The sequence below is a fragment of the Picosynechococcus sp. PCC 11901 genome, from assembly GCF_005577135.1.
Taxonomy (GTDB): domain Bacteria; phylum Cyanobacteriota; class Cyanobacteriia; order Cyanobacteriales; family MRBY01; genus MRBY01.
Genome location: NZ_CP040360.1, coordinates 38766 through 55876, shown reverse-complemented (window position 1 = coordinate 55876; position 17111 = coordinate 38766). Strand labels below are relative to the sequence as shown.

Here is a 17111-nt window from a genome sequence, read left to right as displayed (position 1 = left end):
CGTCCTCCCTAAACTAACGACCACTGAGAGTTGTCCTAAGCCAACACCAGCCAAAACAAACCCGTCAACACAAGACTCATCACCCCCACCAGATGTTCAAATTGCTCCACGACCCGGGGCAGCTTGACCGTAATCCGCTGGAAAATCAGCCCATAGGCCAGCCAGCCGATGCCGATGGTGACTAACGCCTTGAGGATATTACTGGGTTGATAGGCTTCCAGGTAAAAGCTGTTGGTCACAAACAACCCCCCCAGGAGCAGCACAATTGCACCATAAAAATTCGGCAAAATTTTGAGGTTGGGGTCTGTTTTTTTCGGGAGGAAAATGAATTTCGCAAAGGAAATCGCTGTCCCCACCGCCGCCACATTGAGGGCGAAGCTTTGCCAAGGCAGAATATTTTTCATCGTCAGAATTTTAGAACTGTAGCCCGCCAAAAAGGGCAAGCCAGAGATCGAAGCACAGGCCAACACCAAGACCCACCAGTAAGCCCGGGGAATCGACTGTTCGCGCAAAACTTTAAAATTGCGACTGGGTAACTGTCCCGCCGTGAGAAAAAGCGCGCCTTTAACGAGGCCATGGGTAAGGGCATAAAACCCACCCACCGCTGGCGCGGCCAACACAAAACCCAATTGGGAAACGGTGTGAAAAGCCAACATTCGTTTTGTATCTTTCTCAAAAACCGCATAGCCAACCCCCAACAGAGCCGTACCCACACCGAATAATCGCACCACAGGATCAAGCTCTGGCACTAATAGGGCACAGCGAGCCAGGGGAAAAACGCCAGCTTTAACCACAACCCCTGATAAAAGCGCGGATACGGGGGTTTCTGATTCTCCATGGGTGAGGGGGAGCCACAGACCAGAGACAAAAATGCCCCCCTTGGTCAGTAAGCCGAGGAAGATTAAGGCGATCGCCTCCTTGGGGGCCACTGCCAAACCCGAAAAAGCAAAGGAATTACTCGCTTGGTAGACCAATACCGCACCAATGAGATAAAACAACATCGCGGTATTGCTAATGAAGAGATAGCGCAGGCCGACCCAGAGGGAGCGATCGCTCCGGGAATAGGTGATTAACAAAAATGCAGCAATCCCAATACACTCTAGGGCGACATACAGACTGATCAGATCGGCACAGCAAAACGTCGCGTTTACGGCCCCATGGAGGATCACCAGTTGGGTGTAGAAAAACGGTGATTTCTGTTTGTCAAAACAATAAAGAAGTACAGCCCCCGTCACCAGCCCATTCATCAAAATGAAATAGCCGCTCAGTTCATCGAACATCAGGGTGACGCCGAAGCTATCCAAGAGTTCTAGGGTAAAAGGCTCTAGACTCCAAAGCAGACCGATACTATAGATCACCGATAGAGCGGCGATCGCCAAAGCAAAGTAACGGTTCCAGCGGGGCAAGAGATAAATACTGAACCCCACAACAAACGGCAACAAAATCCAAATAATTGTGATGTCGTCGATCATGGCGTGTGGCTTTTCTCGATTTCGCTGGTTTCTAAGGTCGGATTATCCCGTGACAACTTCATCACGCCCACGAGCATCAAGGCCTGAATCGAAAAGCCAATCACAATTGCCGTCAAAATCACGGCCTGGGGCACCGGATCGGCATAGGCGATCGCCCCCTGGTCAGCATCCACAATGGGAGCAAAAATCCCCCCACGGGCCGCCACGAGAATGTAATACGCAATCACCCCTGTACTCATCACATCCATGGCTAGGATTTTCATAATCAGATTTTTTTTGAAAATGATGCCGAAAAACCCAATGAAGATTACTGCAAACACACAGGCTTCGAGCATAGACATCGACATGGCTGAATTCCCTCCGTCCGAGTGGGGGATGTCCCTGACGACAATCCCCCAGTAATGATTTCCTACACCGACAAACTTTTCTCAAGGGCTTCCCGGTCGGCAGGCACATCCGGATCCTGGGGCTTATTTAAAACAGCCTGGAGGAGCGGCGGTGCCAAGAAAGTGGTCAAGATCACCATCACAATGATGGCTGCTTCTAGGGGCTTATCTAACACACCACTAGCAGAACCAATGCCCGCAAAAACGAGGCCCACTTCTCCCCGGGGAATCATGCCAAAACCAATGGCCAAGCGATTCACCCCCGGTTGACCAAAGACGGCCCAGCCCGTGATTACCTTCCCGACAATCGCCACAACGATGAGGAACGCAGCAATCACTAATCCGGCGCGGTTGGCAGACTCGAAGGGGTTCAGAACACCAAGGTCTGCTTTTGCTCCCACAGTTACAAAAAAGATCGGCACTAAAAAGTCGGCAATGGGCATTACTTGACGGTCTAACTCCTTACGGAGATCCGTTTCATCCAACACGAGACCCGCCGCGAAGGCCCCTAAAATGGCTTCTAAATGGATGAGGTTCGCAATAATCGCCATCACCAACGCAAAGGCAAAGGCCGGAATCAACAGCGCGCCCCGGGTTTTTAGTTTGGCGGCGATCGCCTCAAAACCTTGGTTAAAGAATTTACCGAGTAGAATCGAACCCAACAGAAAAGCACTGGCCCCAATAATCAGATAGACCACATTCAGGAGATCCACTTCCCCGGTCTTAGCCAAACTCGCGACGACCGCTAGAACAATAATCCCCAGCACATCGTCAATCACCGCCGCACCAACGATAATTTTGCCTTCGGTGGACTTTAGCTGACCCAAGTCCGACAGTACCTTCGAGGTAATGCCAATACTCGTGGCCGTGAGGGCGGCCCCCGCAAAAATAGCAGGGATAATCGGCGTATGGAACAACGTCACTAGGCCCACCGTCCCCAAAAGGAAAGGTGCCACCACCCCGACAATCGCGACCACCGCAGCCTGGGAACCCACTTTACTCAGCTCCCGGAGGTCTGATTCGAGGCCAATCTCAAATAACAGCACAATGACCCCAAGCTCTGCCAATACCGAGATCACTTCGCTTTGGCTGGCAAAAATATGCTCAAGGGCAGTGCCATCTAAACCACCAAGCTGCTGCAAAAACAGCATTAAACTTGAGTCGGCCGCCGTGGCCCCTGTTTCCGGAAAGACAATCAAATGTAAAGCAGAGACCCCAACCAGGACGCCTCCGACCAGTTCCCCTAGCACGGGGGGTAAGCCGACTCGTTTGGAGAGTTCTCCCCCCAACTTACTCATGGCATAGATCACGACCAGGGTCATTAAAACGCCGGTTAAAACAAATGAACCATAGTCAGCTTCCGGGGTTGTCGCCAGGGACAAGGAAGGAACGAAATTCGTCAATCCTGGCAGACTACCAGAAAAGATTGTGGGACTTAGCATAGAATTTTTGCCTCAAACGTTGTGGTAAAAAGCGATCGCAAATATTTCAGGGATGGGACAAAAGGGAAAAGGGATAGGTTGCATCGAACCCGGAGAGGGCTATCTGCCGACCATACCGCCCTAAGATAAGCCGGAAGGTTAGACCACGATAGCCAGGAACCCACCGCAGATCAGGGCCTTAACCCATCTCTGAACTGGGAGCCGTCACACCATCCGCCAAATGGGGATAGATTCCGAGCACGGCATTCTTGAGGGCTTCTTCCCGCGACATTAAACATTTATCGGGGGGAACCCGCTTAAAGAGCTTGAGTTTTTCCAGACGGCGACGGGTTTGGCCCGCAGCACCGACAATATAAACCTGACGTTCTTTGTCGAGGGCCTCTTCAATGGCATTTTCTAAGGCTAGGGAAGCGGTCACTCCCATGTGGGGCACTTCACCGATATCAAAGACGAGGGCGTCACAGTCACCCATGGCATTGTGTTCCCTGGCGATCGCCTTTGCGACCCCAAAGATCATCGGCCCACTGAGTTGGAACAAAAGAACGCGGCCTTGGCCTTCATCCAACCAACGTTTTTCGGTGGTAGTCAGGCGGATATTATCGTCAGCATCACTGACCGTTTGGACTTTTTCGGACTGGAGATTACTCATCCGTTCGATGGTGAGCACATTAGCCACAAAGACACCCACACCCACGGCAACAATCAAGTCAACTAAGACCGTTAACAGAATAACGCCGTACATAATAAGGGCTCCCTTGGGGGAGATTTCATGGGCCCGTTTCAGGAAACTCCAGTCAATAATGTCAACCCCGACCTTGAAGGCAATCCCTGCTAACACAGCCAGGGGAATGGTTGCCGTCAAACTCGCAGCCCCCAGGATCACAACCAACAGGACAAAGGCCCGCACCAATCCCGACAGTGCAGATCGACCACCGGACTGGATATTCACCACAGTCCCCATGGTGGCCCCAGCCCCGGCAATCCCGCCAAACAAGCCAGAAAAGAGGTTCCCTAGACCCTGACCAATTAATTCTTTGTTGGAATTATGTTCTGTCCGGGTCAAGCTATCAGCAACGACCGAAGTCAAGAGGGCATCGATACAACCGAGCATCCCTAGCACTGCCGCATCGAGAATCATCCTCTGGAATCCACCTACACTGAAGCTCGGTCTGACCAGCTCTGGGAACCCGGCTCGAATTTCACCGATGCGACGGAGATCGCTTACTTCTGGCGGGAAAACAAAAAAGGCGATTACCGTCCCCAGGACAAGGGCGACCAATTGGGGCGGGATTACCTTTTTAAACTTCTCTGGCATAAACCAGATGATCGCCACGGTGCCTAAAGCTAAGGCTGTTTCGCCCGGTTGAATATTACTCAGTAGTGTGGGTAAATTTTGGAGCGTGCCGATGACGCCGCCCCCCGGACTCGCCTGTCCCAGGAAGGGTGCTAATTGCAAAATGACCAGGATAATCCCAATCCCTGACATGAAGCCAGAAATCACGGTGTAGGGCATCATGGTGACGTATTTGCCGAGTTTGAGGGCGCCAAAAATAATTTGGAACACCCCGGCCATCATCACGACGGTAAAGGCGATCGCCAAACCTTCTTCTGGAGTAGCGGCGCTGGCCGTAAAGTGAGCAATCACAGCGGTCATAACCACCGTCATCGGCCCTGTGGGTTCAGAAATGAGGGTGGGGGTTCCCCCAAAAAGGGCGGCAAAGAAGCCCACAAGCACAGCACCCCAGAGACCGGCCTCGGCCCCGGCGCCGGATGCCACCCCGAAGGCGAGGGCCATGGGCAACGCAATGACCGCCGCCGTTAGCCCGCCAAAAATATCGCCGCGGATATTCCTAAAGTGAATTTTGTTGGTTATCTGCATGGTTACGCATTTTTCAGATCAGTAGTGAGCAAAGCACTTAAACAAACCATAAAGGATTCGTTGCTTAGCCTGTTGGGTGTGAGTTAAGTTGTCAGTGCAACAGGAGCATAGTTTAATGTCTATGAAAATTTTATTTTGTATTGATTAATATCTAACCATAGCCCCCTACCAATTGTCTCCATTGGGAAAACTATCTTTTTGATGAATTGAATAAGTTTTTTTTATCTAAAACATAGGAGGCGATCGCCCATGGCCGGACGCAATCGGGAGATTTCTAGGCTTCAAGTTACAATGGCAAGATTCTGTGGGGCGTCTAAGGAAAGAAGATGTTATGAAAATTTTTTGGTCAAGTCTAACCATTGCCACCCTGGGAGCCAGCGCAAGTTTGGTCAGTCAACCGGGCCTCGCCCAGGTACTCCAACCGACCACAACCCCAGAGGCGATCGCCTTACCGGATTACGGCCTGTGGCAAAACCAAGAACGCCAAAAGTTACTCAACGCTATTGACCATAGCTTGCGCTACATCGATACCAATACCGCCCAAGCGGATTATGCAGCGGTACAAGTCCCCGGCTTCAGTCGGGAAAAGGTGCGGCGATCGCTGGTGCGCTTTCGGCAGTTGGTGCAACAATATCCCGACCCCCGCCAATTACACCAAGCGATCCAGCGGGAATTTATTTTCTATCGCTCTGTGGGTAAAGATGGCACGGGCCAGGTGGACTTTACCGCTTATTTTGAACCAGCCTACGTCGCCAGCCCCGTTAAAACTAACGAATTTCAATATCCCCTCTATCGTCAGCCCCCCGGGTTTAAAACTTGGTCGCAACCCCACCCCGGTCGTGTAGCCTTAGAAGGCCGTGATGGTATTCCGCCGAGCAATAGTCCCTTGCGGGGGCATGAATTGGTTTGGCTAAAAAGTCGCCTCGAAGCCTACCTAATTCAGGTGCAAGGTTCCGCCCGGTTGCAACTGACCAACGGCCGCACCATGACCATTGGTTTTGATGGCAGTACCGATTATGAATATGTCAGCTTGGGCAAAGAATTGATTAACGAGGGCATTTTTCAGCCAGAAGAATTGAGCCTCCCCAAATTAATTGACTATTTTGAGGCGAATCCCACAGAACTCAGTAATTACATTCCCCGCAATAATCGCTTTATCTTTTTCCGGGAAACCTTCGGGTCGCCGCCCATCGGTAGTATTGGGGTGCCCGTCTTGGCAGAGCGGTCGATCGCCACCGACAAAAGCATTTTTCCCCCAGGGGCGATCGCCTTTATTGCGACCCAGCTTCCTTACCAGCGGGCCAATGGAGACTGGTTAAAACTCCCCGTTAGTCGTTATGTCCTCGATCAAGACACAGGCAGCGCGATCAAAGGGGCTGGCCGGGTTGATATTTTCCTCGGCACCGGGCCAAACACCCAAACTCGCGCCGGTCTCGTCAACGATCCGGGTAATCTTTACTATCTCCTCCTTAAGGATTAAGCTTCGCCTAATTTCTCGATCAAAAATCCCCCTAAATTTTTTCATCTAGGGGGACTGAATCTTAAGGTTCAAAAGCGTGTTAAATATCAACAACGGCCTTAGTTGGCGTCTGGAAATCGGCACATTCTTTGAGCAGGGCATAATCTAGCTCACTAGGAACATTGATCGGTTGGAAACCCGCCGGAACCATTTGCAACGTCGGGCGATCGCCACCAGCAGCGACAAACCCCTTAGCTACATAATCCAATTGATAATCGTAGGCCACCTGTTCGTAGGGATCGAGGACGGCTAAATCTAACTTACCGTTGTTAATCGCGCCCGAAAAGCAAGCATATTCCGAATTCACTTGGTAAAAGACCCCTTGCACCCGGTTGTTGTCATTCACCTGGAGCACCATGTAGTCCTGGCCTAATTGTTGGGCAACGGGAGAAGTTCCATAAACAAAGACGGCACTTTGCTGCTGGGCAATCAAGCGGGTATTTAGGGATGCAAAAAAGTTTTCACTCCGACTTAGGGCACGGTGTTCGAGGGTTGCTCCCTGGGCTAAATTTGGGGCGATCGCCGTCAGACCTAAACCCAGCAGCAGCGCCACCGGTCGCGCCACGAAATGACCTGCGAATTTTCTTAACTTTTGCCACACCATATTGCGCTCCCTAAATCTCTATCAACTGCCAAAAATCTCGATTATGTCCCGAAAAATTCCCCAATTTTTGGATTACTGGCAAAAAATTTTTCTGTGACTTTATTTGATTTCCTCATCTCTGACTGTAACGTAAATCGAAACCCTAATGGAAGGGGAAAAAAGCCTTTCTTCTCATAAGTTTACGATGTGATTTTTTGCTCACAAAAAAAGACCCGGCCGGGTCAAGAAATGTAAATATTCCCTGGGATTTAGACTGAATATTTTGAGCAGTAACCGTTAAGCCCACCACCAGGGGAGTGATGTTAAAGGCTTAATTTTGGAGGGCGCGGCGGATTTGTTGCATTAGTTGTGGCGCGGCAACGGCCCCTTCGATGCGGGAAACTAATTGTCCTTTGTTGTAGAGCACGAGGGTGGGATAGGCATGGACACCGTGGTGGGAGGCCAGGGCCGGATAGCGATCGCCGTCTACTTTAACGATTTGAATTTCATTGGCCATTTGGGGGCTGATTTCTTCGAGGGTTTTGCCCATAATTTGGCAGGGGCCACACCAAGTTGCATAAAAATCGACTAAAACAGGCTTTTCGGCAGCCTGTAACATTGCTTCAAAACTGGAAAATTGTTTTTTGACAGCCATGGAAAATAGCTCCGAAACGAGATTGCGAGGGGAATTGTTGCGATCGCACGACCCTAACTCCTATGATAACCCAGTCATCAAAACGCAAAGACTTTTGGAGAGATAGGCAATGGAGCTTTTACCCGCCGCGCAACAACGTCTGAAGGATCAAGTGGCCATCGTCACCGGGGCCTCTCGGGGGATTGGGAAAGCCACGGCGATCGCCCTCGCCACAGAAGGTGCCAAGGTGGTGATCAACTACGCCTGTTCCAGTGCTGCTGCCGAGGCATTGGTCGCGGAAATTCAGGCCGCCGGAGGTGAGGCGATCGCCCTTCAAGCCGATGTGTCCCAGGAAGATCAAGTCAACGATCTCATCGAAAAAACCCTCGCCCAATGGGGCCAGATCGATATCCTCGTCAACAACGCCGGAATCACAAAAGATACCCTGCTGATGCGCATGAAGCTCGATGCCTGGCAGGCTGTCATTGACCTCAACCTCACGGGCGTCTTTCTCTGCACCAAAGCCGTCACCAAACCGATGATGAAAAAACGCCGGGGCCGGATCATCAACATCACCTCTGTGGCCGGACTAATGGGGAACCCTGGTCAAGCTAACTACAGTGCCGCCAAAGCCGGGGTGATTGGTTTTACGAAGACTGTCGCTAAGGAACTGGCCAGTCGAAATATCGTGGTTAATGCCGTGGCCCCTGGTTTTATTACCACTGACATGACCGAAGGCCTCGAAGCCGATGAAATTCTCAAGTACATTCCCCTGGGCCGCTATGGTCAACCGGAAGAAATTGCTGGGATGATCCGTTTCCTCGCCGCTGATCCCGCCGCTGCTTACATTACAGGTCAAACGTTTAATGTAGATGGCGGGATGGTGATGCACTAAAGCGATCGCCTATTTCTTTTGCAAGATCCCCCAATGTTCATCCCCTTGCCGACTCGGCACAGAATTTTGAATTGGATCGAGGGCAAGAATCTTAAATTGTGGGGAAAAAAACTGAATCACTTCCTGGGGGGTTGTGCCAAAGGGCGGGCCTCCCGTTTTGTTGTGGGTGTAGAAAATGCCGTAGAGTTTGGCCCCTGGTTTAAGGATTGTGGCCGCCAAGGTAACGTAATCGGGACGCTGCTCTGGGGCGATCGCACAGAAACAGGTATGCTCGAACAGATAATCAAAGTGACTTTTATGACTTTTTTTAAGATCAAAAATATTTTCTTCGAGTAAAGTAAGAGTAACACCATGATCTTGACTTAATGCTTTCGCGGCGGCGATCGCCGCTGGGGCAAAATCAACCCCCGTTACTGAGAACCCCTGTTTTGCTAAAAACACAGCATCATGGCCCTGGCCACAACCCAAAACCCCCCATTCCCCTTGGGGTAATGGCGCTGTCTTTGCGAAAAAATCCTGGAGCGGTGGCGCTGCTTGGCCGAGATCCCAGCGATGTTGAGCCGTTTGATATTTTTCTTCCCAAAAATTTTTTTCCCGAACCATTATTATTGCCCAACCTTAAAGCTTAGTTGCAAAGCACTCATGAGTTTATTTAATCAGTATTAGACTAATTTCCAGAGGCTTTCTTATCAAACTTTTCAAATTGATTGCCGTTTAAGGGTCAGCAATTTCCCATCATTTCTCGTCTGATTTTTCTTTTTTTCTGTGCGTCTTATCCCACCCTGCCCATGCAATATAATCCTGCTCTAATTCAAGCCCTCGGCGACATCGTCTATGAACGCTGTTTAACCTCAGGTGCAATGGTTTGGTACGGGGATTTTACGCGGGTTTTGGGGTATTCGGCGGCGGAAATGGGTAATGATTGTCAAACTTGGCTAGAGCGGCTCTATCCGGACGATCAAACGAAAGTTTTGGCCACCCTCGAACAAGCCTTCGCCCAACAGCAAGCCTACGAGTTGGACTATCGATTCCAGCACCATGACGGTTCCTATGTTTGGATCCAAGACCGAGGAGTTCCTAAGGATATTACTGCGCAAGATTCGGATCAGTTTTGGGTGATTGGGGTGATGCGTGACATTAGCGATCGCAAACAGGTAGAGCTAGATATGCACAATGCCCTGATGCGCGAAAAAGAACTCAATCAACTGAAAACCCGTTTCATTGACATTGCCTCCCATGAATTCCGCACCCCTTTGACCTCGATTTTGGGCTTTACTGAACTCCTCGAACAATACGCCCATAAATTCAACCCAGAAGCGCAACGGCGGCATCTACAGCGAATTAAAGGGGCGGCCCAACGGCTCCAAACCCTCGTTGACGATGTCCTTTCGGTCAGTCGCGTCGATGCAGGACAACTCACCCTAGAGCCAGCGCCCGTGCATTTTGAAGGGCTGTGCCAGGACATTATCGAAGAGTTGCAAGTGGTGTTTGGCCATACCCACCCGATCCAGTTTGATTTCGTTCCCCAATACCAAGGCGATCGCCGCCTCTTACCCGTCCTAGACGCCAAGATTATCCGCCACATTCTGTCTAATTTACTCTCGAATGCCCTCAAATACTCTTTTCCCGGTGAAGCCGTCAGCTTGGCAGTTTGTTGTGGCGATCGCCAAATCAGCATCACCATCACTGACCGGGGAATTGGCATTCCCCAAGCCGATTTACCCCATTTATTTGAACCCTTTCACCGGGCTCAAAATGTTGGCAAAATTCCAGGCACAGGCTTAGGGTTACACATTGTGAAACGTTACATTGACTTACACAATGGTACGATTATGGTCGCAAGTCTCGTGAATTCTGGCACCACATTCCGCGTTAAAATTCCCTGCTCTTTCGTAAGTAAACCCTGACTGACGCATCAAGTCCCATGAGAAACATCTACTATGGTTGCCTCCTCACTTTCCCCCACCATTCTCGTCATTGAAGACGAAGATTCGATCCGAGAGCTCATCGTCACCTTGCTCATTGCCGAAGATTATCAGGTGCTAGAAGCAGAAAATGGGCAGATTGGCGTCGGCATTGCCATTGAAAATCGTCCAGATTTAATTATTTGCGACATCATGATGCCGGGCATGGACGGTTATGGTGTCTTAGAAGTGCTCCAAGCAGATCCAGAAACCGAAACGATTCCATTCATTTTTTTAACGGCCAAAGGTACGAAAGAAAACATTCGCCAAGGGATGAACTTGGGGGCCGATGATTACCTCACAAAGCCCTTTACCACCTACGAGTTACTTGACGCCATTAAAACACGTTTGCGGAAACATCGCTCCTGGCAGGGGTATTTTCAGCAAAAAAAACAAGCTGGCGATCGCCAACAAATCAACTACGCCGTTACCCACGATCCCATTACCCAGCTTCCCAATCAACTCGCCCTCCGGGATGACCTCAACCGCCTCCTAAAACAGTGGGAACCGTTCGTTCAGCAGCAACTCCAACCCCATGAGTCATGGCAAATTCCCATTTTCTATCTGAGCGTTGATCGCTTTGAAAAAATCAACGAATTATTTGGCTATCAATTTGGTAATGCTGTCCTCAAACATATCGTGCGCCAGTTGGTGACGGTGGTGGCGGAGGAGGCCTATTTAGCCTGTTTAAATTACACAGATTTTGTGGTGATTTATCCCCCCAATTGTGCGGTGGATGAGACAGAGATAGAGCTCAATCAAATGGCAGAGGATCTCCTAGAAGCCTTTAGGAGTCCCATGATAATTAATGGTCAAAAGATCTTGATTACTTGGCATATTGGGATAATCACCATGCCCTACCGAGAATATAACTTCGATAAGTACCTCAACCAAGCAAAAGAGGCGATGGAGACGGCGCGTCAACGGGGCAGCACGAACTATTATTTCCATTTTCAAGAAGCGCAAATTAATGCCACTCACCAAAACCTGCTGCTTGATGCGGATCTTTACGATGCCATCCAAGAAAATCAACTGACCCTATATTACCAACCCAAAATTAGTGTAGCGACTGGCAAAATTGTTGGTGCAGAAGCGCTCATCCGCTGGTTTCATCCCACCTTAGGCATGGTGTCCCCGGCGAAATTTATTCCCCTCGCCGAGAAAAATGGCTTGATCACCAGCATTGGAGAATGGGTGTTTCGGGCCGCCTGTCACCAGGCCCAACAGTGGATGCAAGGGGGAATTACCTATCCTAAAATCGCTGTTAACCTTTCTGGACGGCAGTTTTATCAGGCTCAACTGGTGGAAAATCTGGTCGAAATTACCCAGCAATATGGGATTAATCCGGCTCAAATCGAACTGGAAGTGACCGAAAGTATTTTGATCTCGGATGTGGAGTTGGCGATCGCCCATCTGCAAGCCCTAAAAAACTCCGGTTTTCCCATTGCCATTGATGATTTTGGGACAGGCTACTCCTCCCTGAGTTATCTCCAAAATTTCCCCTTCGATATCCTTAAAATAGACCGCTGCTTTGTCCGCAACGTCGCCCACAACATTACCAACTCCACCATCGTCAAACACATCATCATGATGGCGAAACAACTCGAACTGACCACCGTCGCCGAGGGGGTCGAAACCATGGCCGAATTAGAGTTCCTCAAGACGCAACATTGTGACGAGATCCAGGGGTTTTTGTTTAGTCCGCCGGTGCCCGCCGAAAAATTCACAGCCATGCTCCAGGCCGACCAAAACTTTTACGAGCCATGTCCCATCTCGCCTAATCCCGCCTAGCTTCCGACCCTGACGCTACGAAAGAACCGGAGTACGATAGGATTAAGCCTATTCCAAACTTTTTTCGTATCAGACATTTATTCACAATGACTGCAGAGCCTAATCCCGCGATCGCCTTTTCCATGGACGACTTTGAGCATGCCCTCACCGAACATGACTACCATTTCGAACAGGGACAAGTGGTCACAGGGAAAATTTTTGAACATCTATCCGATGGCGTCCTCGTGGATATTGGTGGAAAATCACCTGGGTTTTCTCCCCTCCGGGACGCACTCCTGGCAGGTGAAACAGATGCCCATGTAGCTCTGCCCGTGGGCGAAACCGTTGAATTTTTGATTGTCCGGGGCCAAAATGCCGAAGGCCAAGTCACCCTGTCCCGCCGCAAATTAGCCGAACAACGGGTATGGGAAGATCTCGCCCAGGCGGCCGAAGCTGGCAACTCCGTCCAAATGCGGGTTACAGGTAGCAATCGGGGCGGCGTCACTGGTGATGTTCAAGGTCTGCGGGGCTTTATCCCCAACTCCCACCTAGTCGATAAAAATATTGATAATCTGATGGGACAACTCCTGACGGTCAACTTCCTGGAGTTTGACCAAGAGCGTCGCAAATTGGTTCTGTCCCAACGCTATGCCGCCCAAGCCGAAGTGATGCGTCGCCTGTCGATTGGGGCTTTAGTCAGTGGTACCGTGGTGAACATTAAACCCTACGGCGTTTTTATTGAACTCGATGGGATGACCGGGCTGCTCCACCGCAGTCAAATTAGCGCCAAGCCCGTTGACCAACTCGAAGCCCTTTTTGGTATTGGCCAAACGGTGCGGGTGCTGATCACGGACATCGAAGAAAATAATAATCGCATTTCCCTTTCCCTCCAGGCCCTCGAAAAATTCCCCGGTGAAGTGATTGAACAGTTTGACACAGTACAAACCAATGCCGAGGAACGGGTAGAGGCAGCCCGCAAAAAACTCAATCTGGTTTAAGGCATAAAAAATAAGGGAAAAGTTTCCCTTGTGAACCGAAATCAAACAACTTGATTATTTGAGGTGGTTTTTTAGACCATCTTTTTTTTGGGCAAATTTTGCCAGCGACTATTCAAAATCTAAGTCCGTATGGAGAGAACCTGATTCCACTAAGCTCGATTCTAGGTTCATGCGTTGTTCCATCTGACCGAGGAAATAGCCCGTCATCATGGCGGACGCCAGGAGATTTGCTAAATTTTCGCGGTCGGTGGTGATGCTCACTTGAAAATCATCTGGGGGTAAGACACCGATTAAGCCTCTGACATTGTGGGCGATGATATCTTTTATCTCCGAGCTAGCGGACTGGGCCACCCGTGCAAGTACGTCCGGATTTTGCTGTTGCAAGTATTCCATTAAATTGTTTGCGGCTTGTTCGTCAACGTCGGCGGAAAAGAAGTCAGAGTTAAAAATCATTCCTTAGTCCGAAAATATTTACTGCTCACCCCCCACTTTAGCTTTTATTTATCGGACTGTACATGGTGGGTAACCGGAGAGCCCAGAGAGAGCGTTAGGGGCCAATGGTGTGAATCACGAAGGCGATCGCCCCCAAAATTCCCCAGGGAAGATCACCTGTAAAATAGATTACGCCCACAAACCCTGTTGTATTCATTTCGACGATGACCGTAAGCCCGCCTCGCCAACCCACTGATTTCCGTGTCAATCTAGTCAACGGCCTTTTAGCGATCCGACCAATCGCCGCCCTGGCAAAAAACCGTGCTAGGGCAATGATGATTCAACGGGCTGAAAAGTTAGGGGTGCCCTGGCGAGAAACTGTGGCGACCCTACAAAAACGGGATTGGCAAGCAGATCTCGCGGCGGTTGAAAATCCAGATTTAGCTTATCCCGAATACTACCTGCGTTCCTTCCATGCCTATGAAGCCGGAAATTTGGGTTGGGAACCGGCCCTAGAGGTCGAGTCGGCGGCCTATTCTGTCCATTCAACCTTGTTTGGGGAACCGAATGTCCAAGGGGATGCGTTGTTGCGGGACAGTTATCACCAAATTTTGAAATTCAACATCGATATTACCCCGGAAAAAATTGTTGATATTGGCTGTAGTGTGGGCATGAGCACGGAGGCGCTACAGCAGGTTTTCCCCAATGCTCAGTTAACAGGGGTGGATTTGTCGCCCTATTTTCTCGCAGTGGCAAAATATCGCACCGCCAATCACGCTGATCAGTTTACTTGGTGCCACGCGCCCGGAGAAGATACTCGACTGCCTGGGCAATCTTTTGATTTGGTGTCTTGTTCTTTGATTTTCCATGAGCTTCCCCAAACAGCGGCGATCGCCATTTTCCGGGAGGCGAAACGACTCCTCAAGCCCGGCGGTTACTTCGCGCTGATGGACATGAACCCCCAGGCGGAAGTTTATAAAAAAATGCCCCCCTATATTTTGACGTTGCTCAAAAGTACAGAACCCTATTTGGATCAATATTTCGGTCTCGATGTGGCCCAGGAATTGCAGCGGGCTGGGTTTGAAGCGCCCTTCATCCAAGAAAATACGGCTCGTCACCGCACGGTTATTGCCAAGGTCAGGGATTAAGCGATGGTAAAACGGGTTGTGATTTTGGGTGCAGGGGTCGTTGGGGCGGCGATCGCCTATGAATTGAGTCAACTGGATCAGTTCGAGATTACGGTTTTGGACACAGCCCAACCCGCCAGGGGCTCGACGGGGGCTGCCTTGGGGGTGCTGATGGGGATCATCAGTCGCAAAACGAAAGGACGTGCCTGGACATTACGCCGCCGCAGTATGGAACGCTTTCCGAGACTTTTAGAGGAACTTGCCGCCGCAGGTCAGCCAGTACCCCACAATCCCCACGGCATTTTGAAATTATTGCGGGAACCAGAAGAACTAGAAAAAGGCGATCGCCTCCGGGAATTGCGCCAAGCATCGGGCTGGCAGTTGGCAATCTGGGATCAAGAAATCATTCAACAACATTGTCCCCACCTCCAAGCCAAGGAAGCCGCTGGCGGCATTTTTTCGCCCCAGGATTTCCAGGTGCAGCCCATCCCCTTTACCGAAGCCTTACTAGCCGTCGCCCAACAGAATGGTGCGCATTGCCACTTTGGCATTTCCCAACCCAAGTTGGAGATAACGGATCAACATTGTCAAAAAATTAGCACAGATCAAAATGGCTATCCTTGCGATTGGCTCATTGTTTCAGCGGGTCTGGGTTCCCTGGAAATTACGAAACATCTAAGCGAAAGCCTGTCCCTGGGGCCAGTGTTGGGGCAAGCTTTTCACCTGCGCGTGCCAAAAAATCTTGAACCGCAAACCCCTTTTCAACCCGTGGTTAGCTTTGAAGATATCCATGTGGTACCCCTGGGCCAAGGGGAATATTGGGTAGGGGCGACGGTGGAATTTCCTGCGGAAACAGGTGGAATCACTCCAGACACCGACCTCGCTGATCAAGTGCTCCAAAAGGCGATCGCCTTCTATCCGCTTTTAAAAAATGCAGAAATTCTCCGGCATTGGTCAGGGAAACGGCCCCGGCCCAATGGTCAAGGCGCTCCCGTTCTCAAAGGGTTAGCGGGTTACGACAATATCCTCCTGGCCACAGGCCACTACCGCAATGGCGTTCTCCTGGCCCCAGCGACGGCCCTAACGATTCGCGATTGGCTCCTGGCCCCAGAAACCATTCCTTTTTAGTTTGTCCCAGTCCCTAATTTTTCTCACGTAAATCATGACGACCTCCGGCACCCTTTATCTGGTGGGCACCCCCATCGGCAATCTCGATGACATGACTTTCCGGGCGATCGCCACCCTCAAAAGCGTCGATCTAATCGCCGCCGAAGACACTCGACACACCGGCAAACTCCTCAAGCATTTTCAAATTGCCACCCCCCAAATTAGCTACCATGACCACAACCGTCACCAACGGCAGGCGCAACTCCTCGAAAAATTACGCAGTGGGCTAAATATTGCCCTCGTGAGTGATGCCGGATTACCGGGGATCAGCGATCCGGGTTTTGAATTGGTCGCCAGTGCGATCGATACAGAAATTACAGTGGTGCCCATTCCTGGGGTTAGTGCCGGACTCACGGGCTTAATTGCCTCTGGATTATCGCCGGAAAAATTTGTCTTTGAAGGTTTTTTACCTCCCAAAAAGAAGGATCGCCACCAGTTACTAACACAGCTATCCCAAGAACCCCGCACCCTGATTTTCTACGAAGCGCCCCACCGATTGGTGAAAACCTTAACGGATTTGCTGGAACATTTTGAAGGCGATCGCCCCCTTGTGTGCGCCAGGGAACTGACAAAACTCCACGAAGAATTTTGGCGCGGCCCCCTCGAAACCGCCCTCACCCATTACCAGCAGCACAATCCCAAGGGAGAATTTACCCTGATCTTGGCCGGAGCAAGCCCACAAACTGACCACGAGGCACTGACCGATGCTGAAATTTTGGCCCAACTTCAGGCGTTAATGCAACAGGGCATGAGTCGTTCTGGGGCTAGCCGCACCCTCGCCCAACAGCTGAATTTATCCCGCCGCCATATCTACCAACTCAGCACAGAGCTAGAGGGTTAATT

General features: G+C 50.5%; 16 protein-coding genes. 8 read left to right on the top strand and 8 right to left on the bottom strand.

The features are described from left to right. Window positions 1–35: 35 nt before the first annotated feature. The 4 genes from FEK30_RS01430 to bicA form a co-directional block, all read right to left on the bottom strand. On the bottom strand, window positions 36–1469 hold the full coding sequence (locus tag FEK30_RS01430; RefSeq protein ID WP_138073711.1) for a cation:proton antiporter: 1434 nt from the start codon (window positions 1467–1469) through the stop codon (window positions 36–38). Then, window positions 1469–1819 carry a cation:proton antiporter subunit C gene (locus FEK30_RS01425; protein ID WP_012307969.1) on the bottom strand — a complete coding sequence of 117 codons (351 nt, stop codon included), beginning with the start codon at window positions 1817–1819 and terminating at the stop codon, window positions 1469–1471. Before FEK30_RS01425 ends, FEK30_RS01430 begins: the two co-directional genes overlap by 1 nt. 62 nt (window positions 1820–1881) lie before the next feature. Continuing rightward, window positions 1882–3300: a cation:proton antiporter gene (locus FEK30_RS01420; RefSeq protein WP_138071351.1), complete on the bottom strand. Its 1419-nt coding sequence runs from the start codon at window positions 3298–3300 to the stop codon at window positions 1882–1884. Window positions 3301–3478: 178 nt separating this feature from the next. Beyond that, a complete protein-coding gene (gene bicA, locus FEK30_RS01415; RefSeq protein ID WP_138071349.1) occupies window positions 3479–5179 on the bottom strand; it encodes a bicarbonate transporter BicA in 1701 nt (566 codons plus the stop codon). 331 nt (window positions 5180–5510) lie between these two features. Between bicA and mltA the strand changes: the two genes are divergently transcribed. Further along, entirely contained in the window at window positions 5511–6659 is a 1149-nt protein-coding gene (gene mltA, locus FEK30_RS01410) for a murein transglycosylase A (protein ID WP_138071347.1), read from the top strand. A gap of 79 nt (window positions 6660–6738) precedes the next feature. Here the strand turns inward: mltA and FEK30_RS01405 are convergent, their stop codons facing one another. Both FEK30_RS01405 and FEK30_RS01400 read right to left on the bottom strand, forming a co-directional pair. Further along, window positions 6739–7302 (bottom strand): hypothetical protein, encoded by a 564-nt coding sequence (locus tag FEK30_RS01405; RefSeq protein WP_065716955.1) that lies wholly within the window; start codon window positions 7300–7302, stop codon window positions 6739–6741. 310 nt (window positions 7303–7612) lie between these two features. Continuing rightward, complete coding sequence (locus tag FEK30_RS01400; RefSeq protein WP_012307964.1) at window positions 7613–7936, bottom strand: thioredoxin family protein; 324 nt, start codon at window positions 7934–7936, stop codon at window positions 7613–7615. A 109-nt stretch (window positions 7937–8045) separates the two neighbouring features. Here FEK30_RS01400 and fabG point away from each other — a divergent pair, with 109 nt between their 5' ends. Continuing rightward, the gene (gene fabG / locus FEK30_RS01395; RefSeq protein ID WP_138071343.1) at window positions 8046–8810 is read left to right on the top strand and encodes a 3-oxoacyl-[acyl-carrier-protein] reductase; all 765 of its coding nucleotides are present in this window, start codon (window positions 8046–8048) and stop codon (window positions 8808–8810) included. A 9-nt stretch (window positions 8811–8819) separates the two neighbouring features. On the opposite strand, the gene FEK30_RS01390 is transcribed toward fabG, so the two are convergent. Next, the gene (locus FEK30_RS01390; protein WP_255447915.1) at window positions 8820–9413 is read right to left on the bottom strand and encodes a methyltransferase domain-containing protein; all 594 of its coding nucleotides are present in this window, start codon (window positions 9411–9413) and stop codon (window positions 8820–8822) included. A 185-nt stretch (window positions 9414–9598) separates the two neighbouring features. On the opposite strand from FEK30_RS01390, the gene FEK30_RS01385 reads away from it, so the two are divergent. From FEK30_RS01385 to FEK30_RS01375, 3 genes are all read left to right on the top strand, one after another. Continuing rightward, window positions 9599–10717, top strand: a complete 1119-nt coding sequence (locus tag FEK30_RS01385) for a PAS domain-containing sensor histidine kinase (RefSeq protein ID WP_062435686.1) — start codon at window positions 9599–9601, stop codon at window positions 10715–10717. A 33-nt stretch (window positions 10718–10750) separates the two neighbouring features. Further along, window positions 10751–12565: a putative bifunctional diguanylate cyclase/phosphodiesterase gene (locus FEK30_RS01380; RefSeq protein ID WP_138071339.1), complete on the top strand. Its 1815-nt coding sequence runs from the start codon at window positions 10751–10753 to the stop codon at window positions 12563–12565. 86 nt (window positions 12566–12651) lie between these two features. Further along, window positions 12652–13542: a S1 RNA-binding domain-containing protein gene (locus FEK30_RS01375; RefSeq protein WP_138071337.1), complete on the top strand. Its 891-nt coding sequence runs from the start codon at window positions 12652–12654 to the stop codon at window positions 13540–13542. Between the two features lie 108 nt (window positions 13543–13650). Here the strand turns inward: FEK30_RS01375 and FEK30_RS01370 are convergent, their stop codons facing one another. After that, window positions 13651–13995 (bottom strand): DUF760 domain-containing protein, encoded by a 345-nt coding sequence (locus tag FEK30_RS01370; RefSeq protein WP_012307958.1) that lies wholly within the window; start codon window positions 13993–13995, stop codon window positions 13651–13653. A 203-nt stretch (window positions 13996–14198) separates the two neighbouring features. On the opposite strand from FEK30_RS01370, the gene FEK30_RS01365 reads away from it, so the two are divergent. The 3 genes from FEK30_RS01365 to rsmI are packed head-to-tail and all read left to right on the top strand — an operon-like array spanning window position 14199 to window position 17109. Then, window positions 14199–15122: a class I SAM-dependent methyltransferase gene (locus FEK30_RS01365; RefSeq protein WP_138071335.1), complete on the top strand. Its 924-nt coding sequence runs from the start codon at window positions 14199–14201 to the stop codon at window positions 15120–15122. A 3-nt stretch (window positions 15123–15125) separates the two neighbouring features. After that, window positions 15126–16229 carry an NAD(P)/FAD-dependent oxidoreductase gene (locus FEK30_RS01360; protein ID WP_138071333.1) on the top strand — a complete coding sequence of 368 codons (1104 nt, stop codon included), beginning with the start codon at window positions 15126–15128 and terminating at the stop codon, window positions 16227–16229. Between the two features lie 34 nt (window positions 16230–16263). Then, a complete protein-coding gene (gene rsmI, locus FEK30_RS01355; protein WP_099238916.1) occupies window positions 16264–17109 on the top strand; it encodes a 16S rRNA (cytidine(1402)-2'-O)-methyltransferase in 846 nt (281 codons plus the stop codon). Window positions 17110–17111 lie beyond the last annotated feature (2 nt).

Bases quoted from the DNA above. Each gene is read 5' to 3' on its own strand.
- FEK30_RS01385 (WP_062435686.1), top strand. From the start codon at position 9,599: ATGCAATATAATCCTGCTCTAATTCAAGCCCTCGGCGACATCGTCTAT.
- FEK30_RS01425 (WP_012307969.1), bottom strand. From the start codon at position 1,819: ATGTCGATGTCTATGCTCGAAGCCTGTGTGTTTGCAGTAATCTTCATT.
- FEK30_RS01390 (WP_255447915.1), bottom strand. From the start codon at position 9,413: ATGGTTCGGGAAAAAAATTTTTGGGAAGAAAAATATCAAACGGCTCAA.
- FEK30_RS01370 (WP_012307958.1), bottom strand. From the start codon at position 13,995: ATGATTTTTAACTCTGACTTCTTTTCCGCCGACGTTGACGAACAAGCC.
- FEK30_RS01380 (WP_138071339.1), top strand. From the start codon at position 10,751: ATGGTTGCCTCCTCACTTTCCCCCACCATTCTCGTCATTGAAGACGAA.
- mltA (WP_138071347.1), top strand. From the start codon at position 5,511: ATGAAAATTTTTTGGTCAAGTCTAACCATTGCCACCCTGGGAGCCAGC.
- FEK30_RS01400 (WP_012307964.1), bottom strand. From the start codon at position 7,936: ATGGCTGTCAAAAAACAATTTTCCAGTTTTGAAGCAATGTTACAGGCT.
- rsmI (WP_099238916.1), top strand. From the start codon at position 16,264: ATGACGACCTCCGGCACCCTTTATCTGGTGGGCACCCCCATCGGCAAT.
- FEK30_RS01375 (WP_138071337.1), top strand. From the start codon at position 12,652: ATGACTGCAGAGCCTAATCCCGCGATCGCCTTTTCCATGGACGACTTT.
- FEK30_RS01420 (WP_138071351.1), bottom strand. From the start codon at position 3,300: ATGCTAAGTCCCACAATCTTTTCTGGTAGTCTGCCAGGATTGACGAAT.
- bicA (WP_138071349.1), bottom strand. From the start codon at position 5,179: ATGCAGATAACCAACAAAATTCACTTTAGGAATATCCGCGGCGATATT.
- FEK30_RS01405 (WP_065716955.1), bottom strand. From the start codon at position 7,302: ATGGTGTGGCAAAAGTTAAGAAAATTCGCAGGTCATTTCGTGGCGCGA.
- FEK30_RS01365 (WP_138071335.1), top strand. From the start codon at position 14,199: ATGACCGTAAGCCCGCCTCGCCAACCCACTGATTTCCGTGTCAATCTA.
- FEK30_RS01360 (WP_138071333.1), top strand. From the start codon at position 15,126: ATGGTAAAACGGGTTGTGATTTTGGGTGCAGGGGTCGTTGGGGCGGCG.
- fabG (WP_138071343.1), top strand. From the start codon at position 8,046: ATGGAGCTTTTACCCGCCGCGCAACAACGTCTGAAGGATCAAGTGGCC.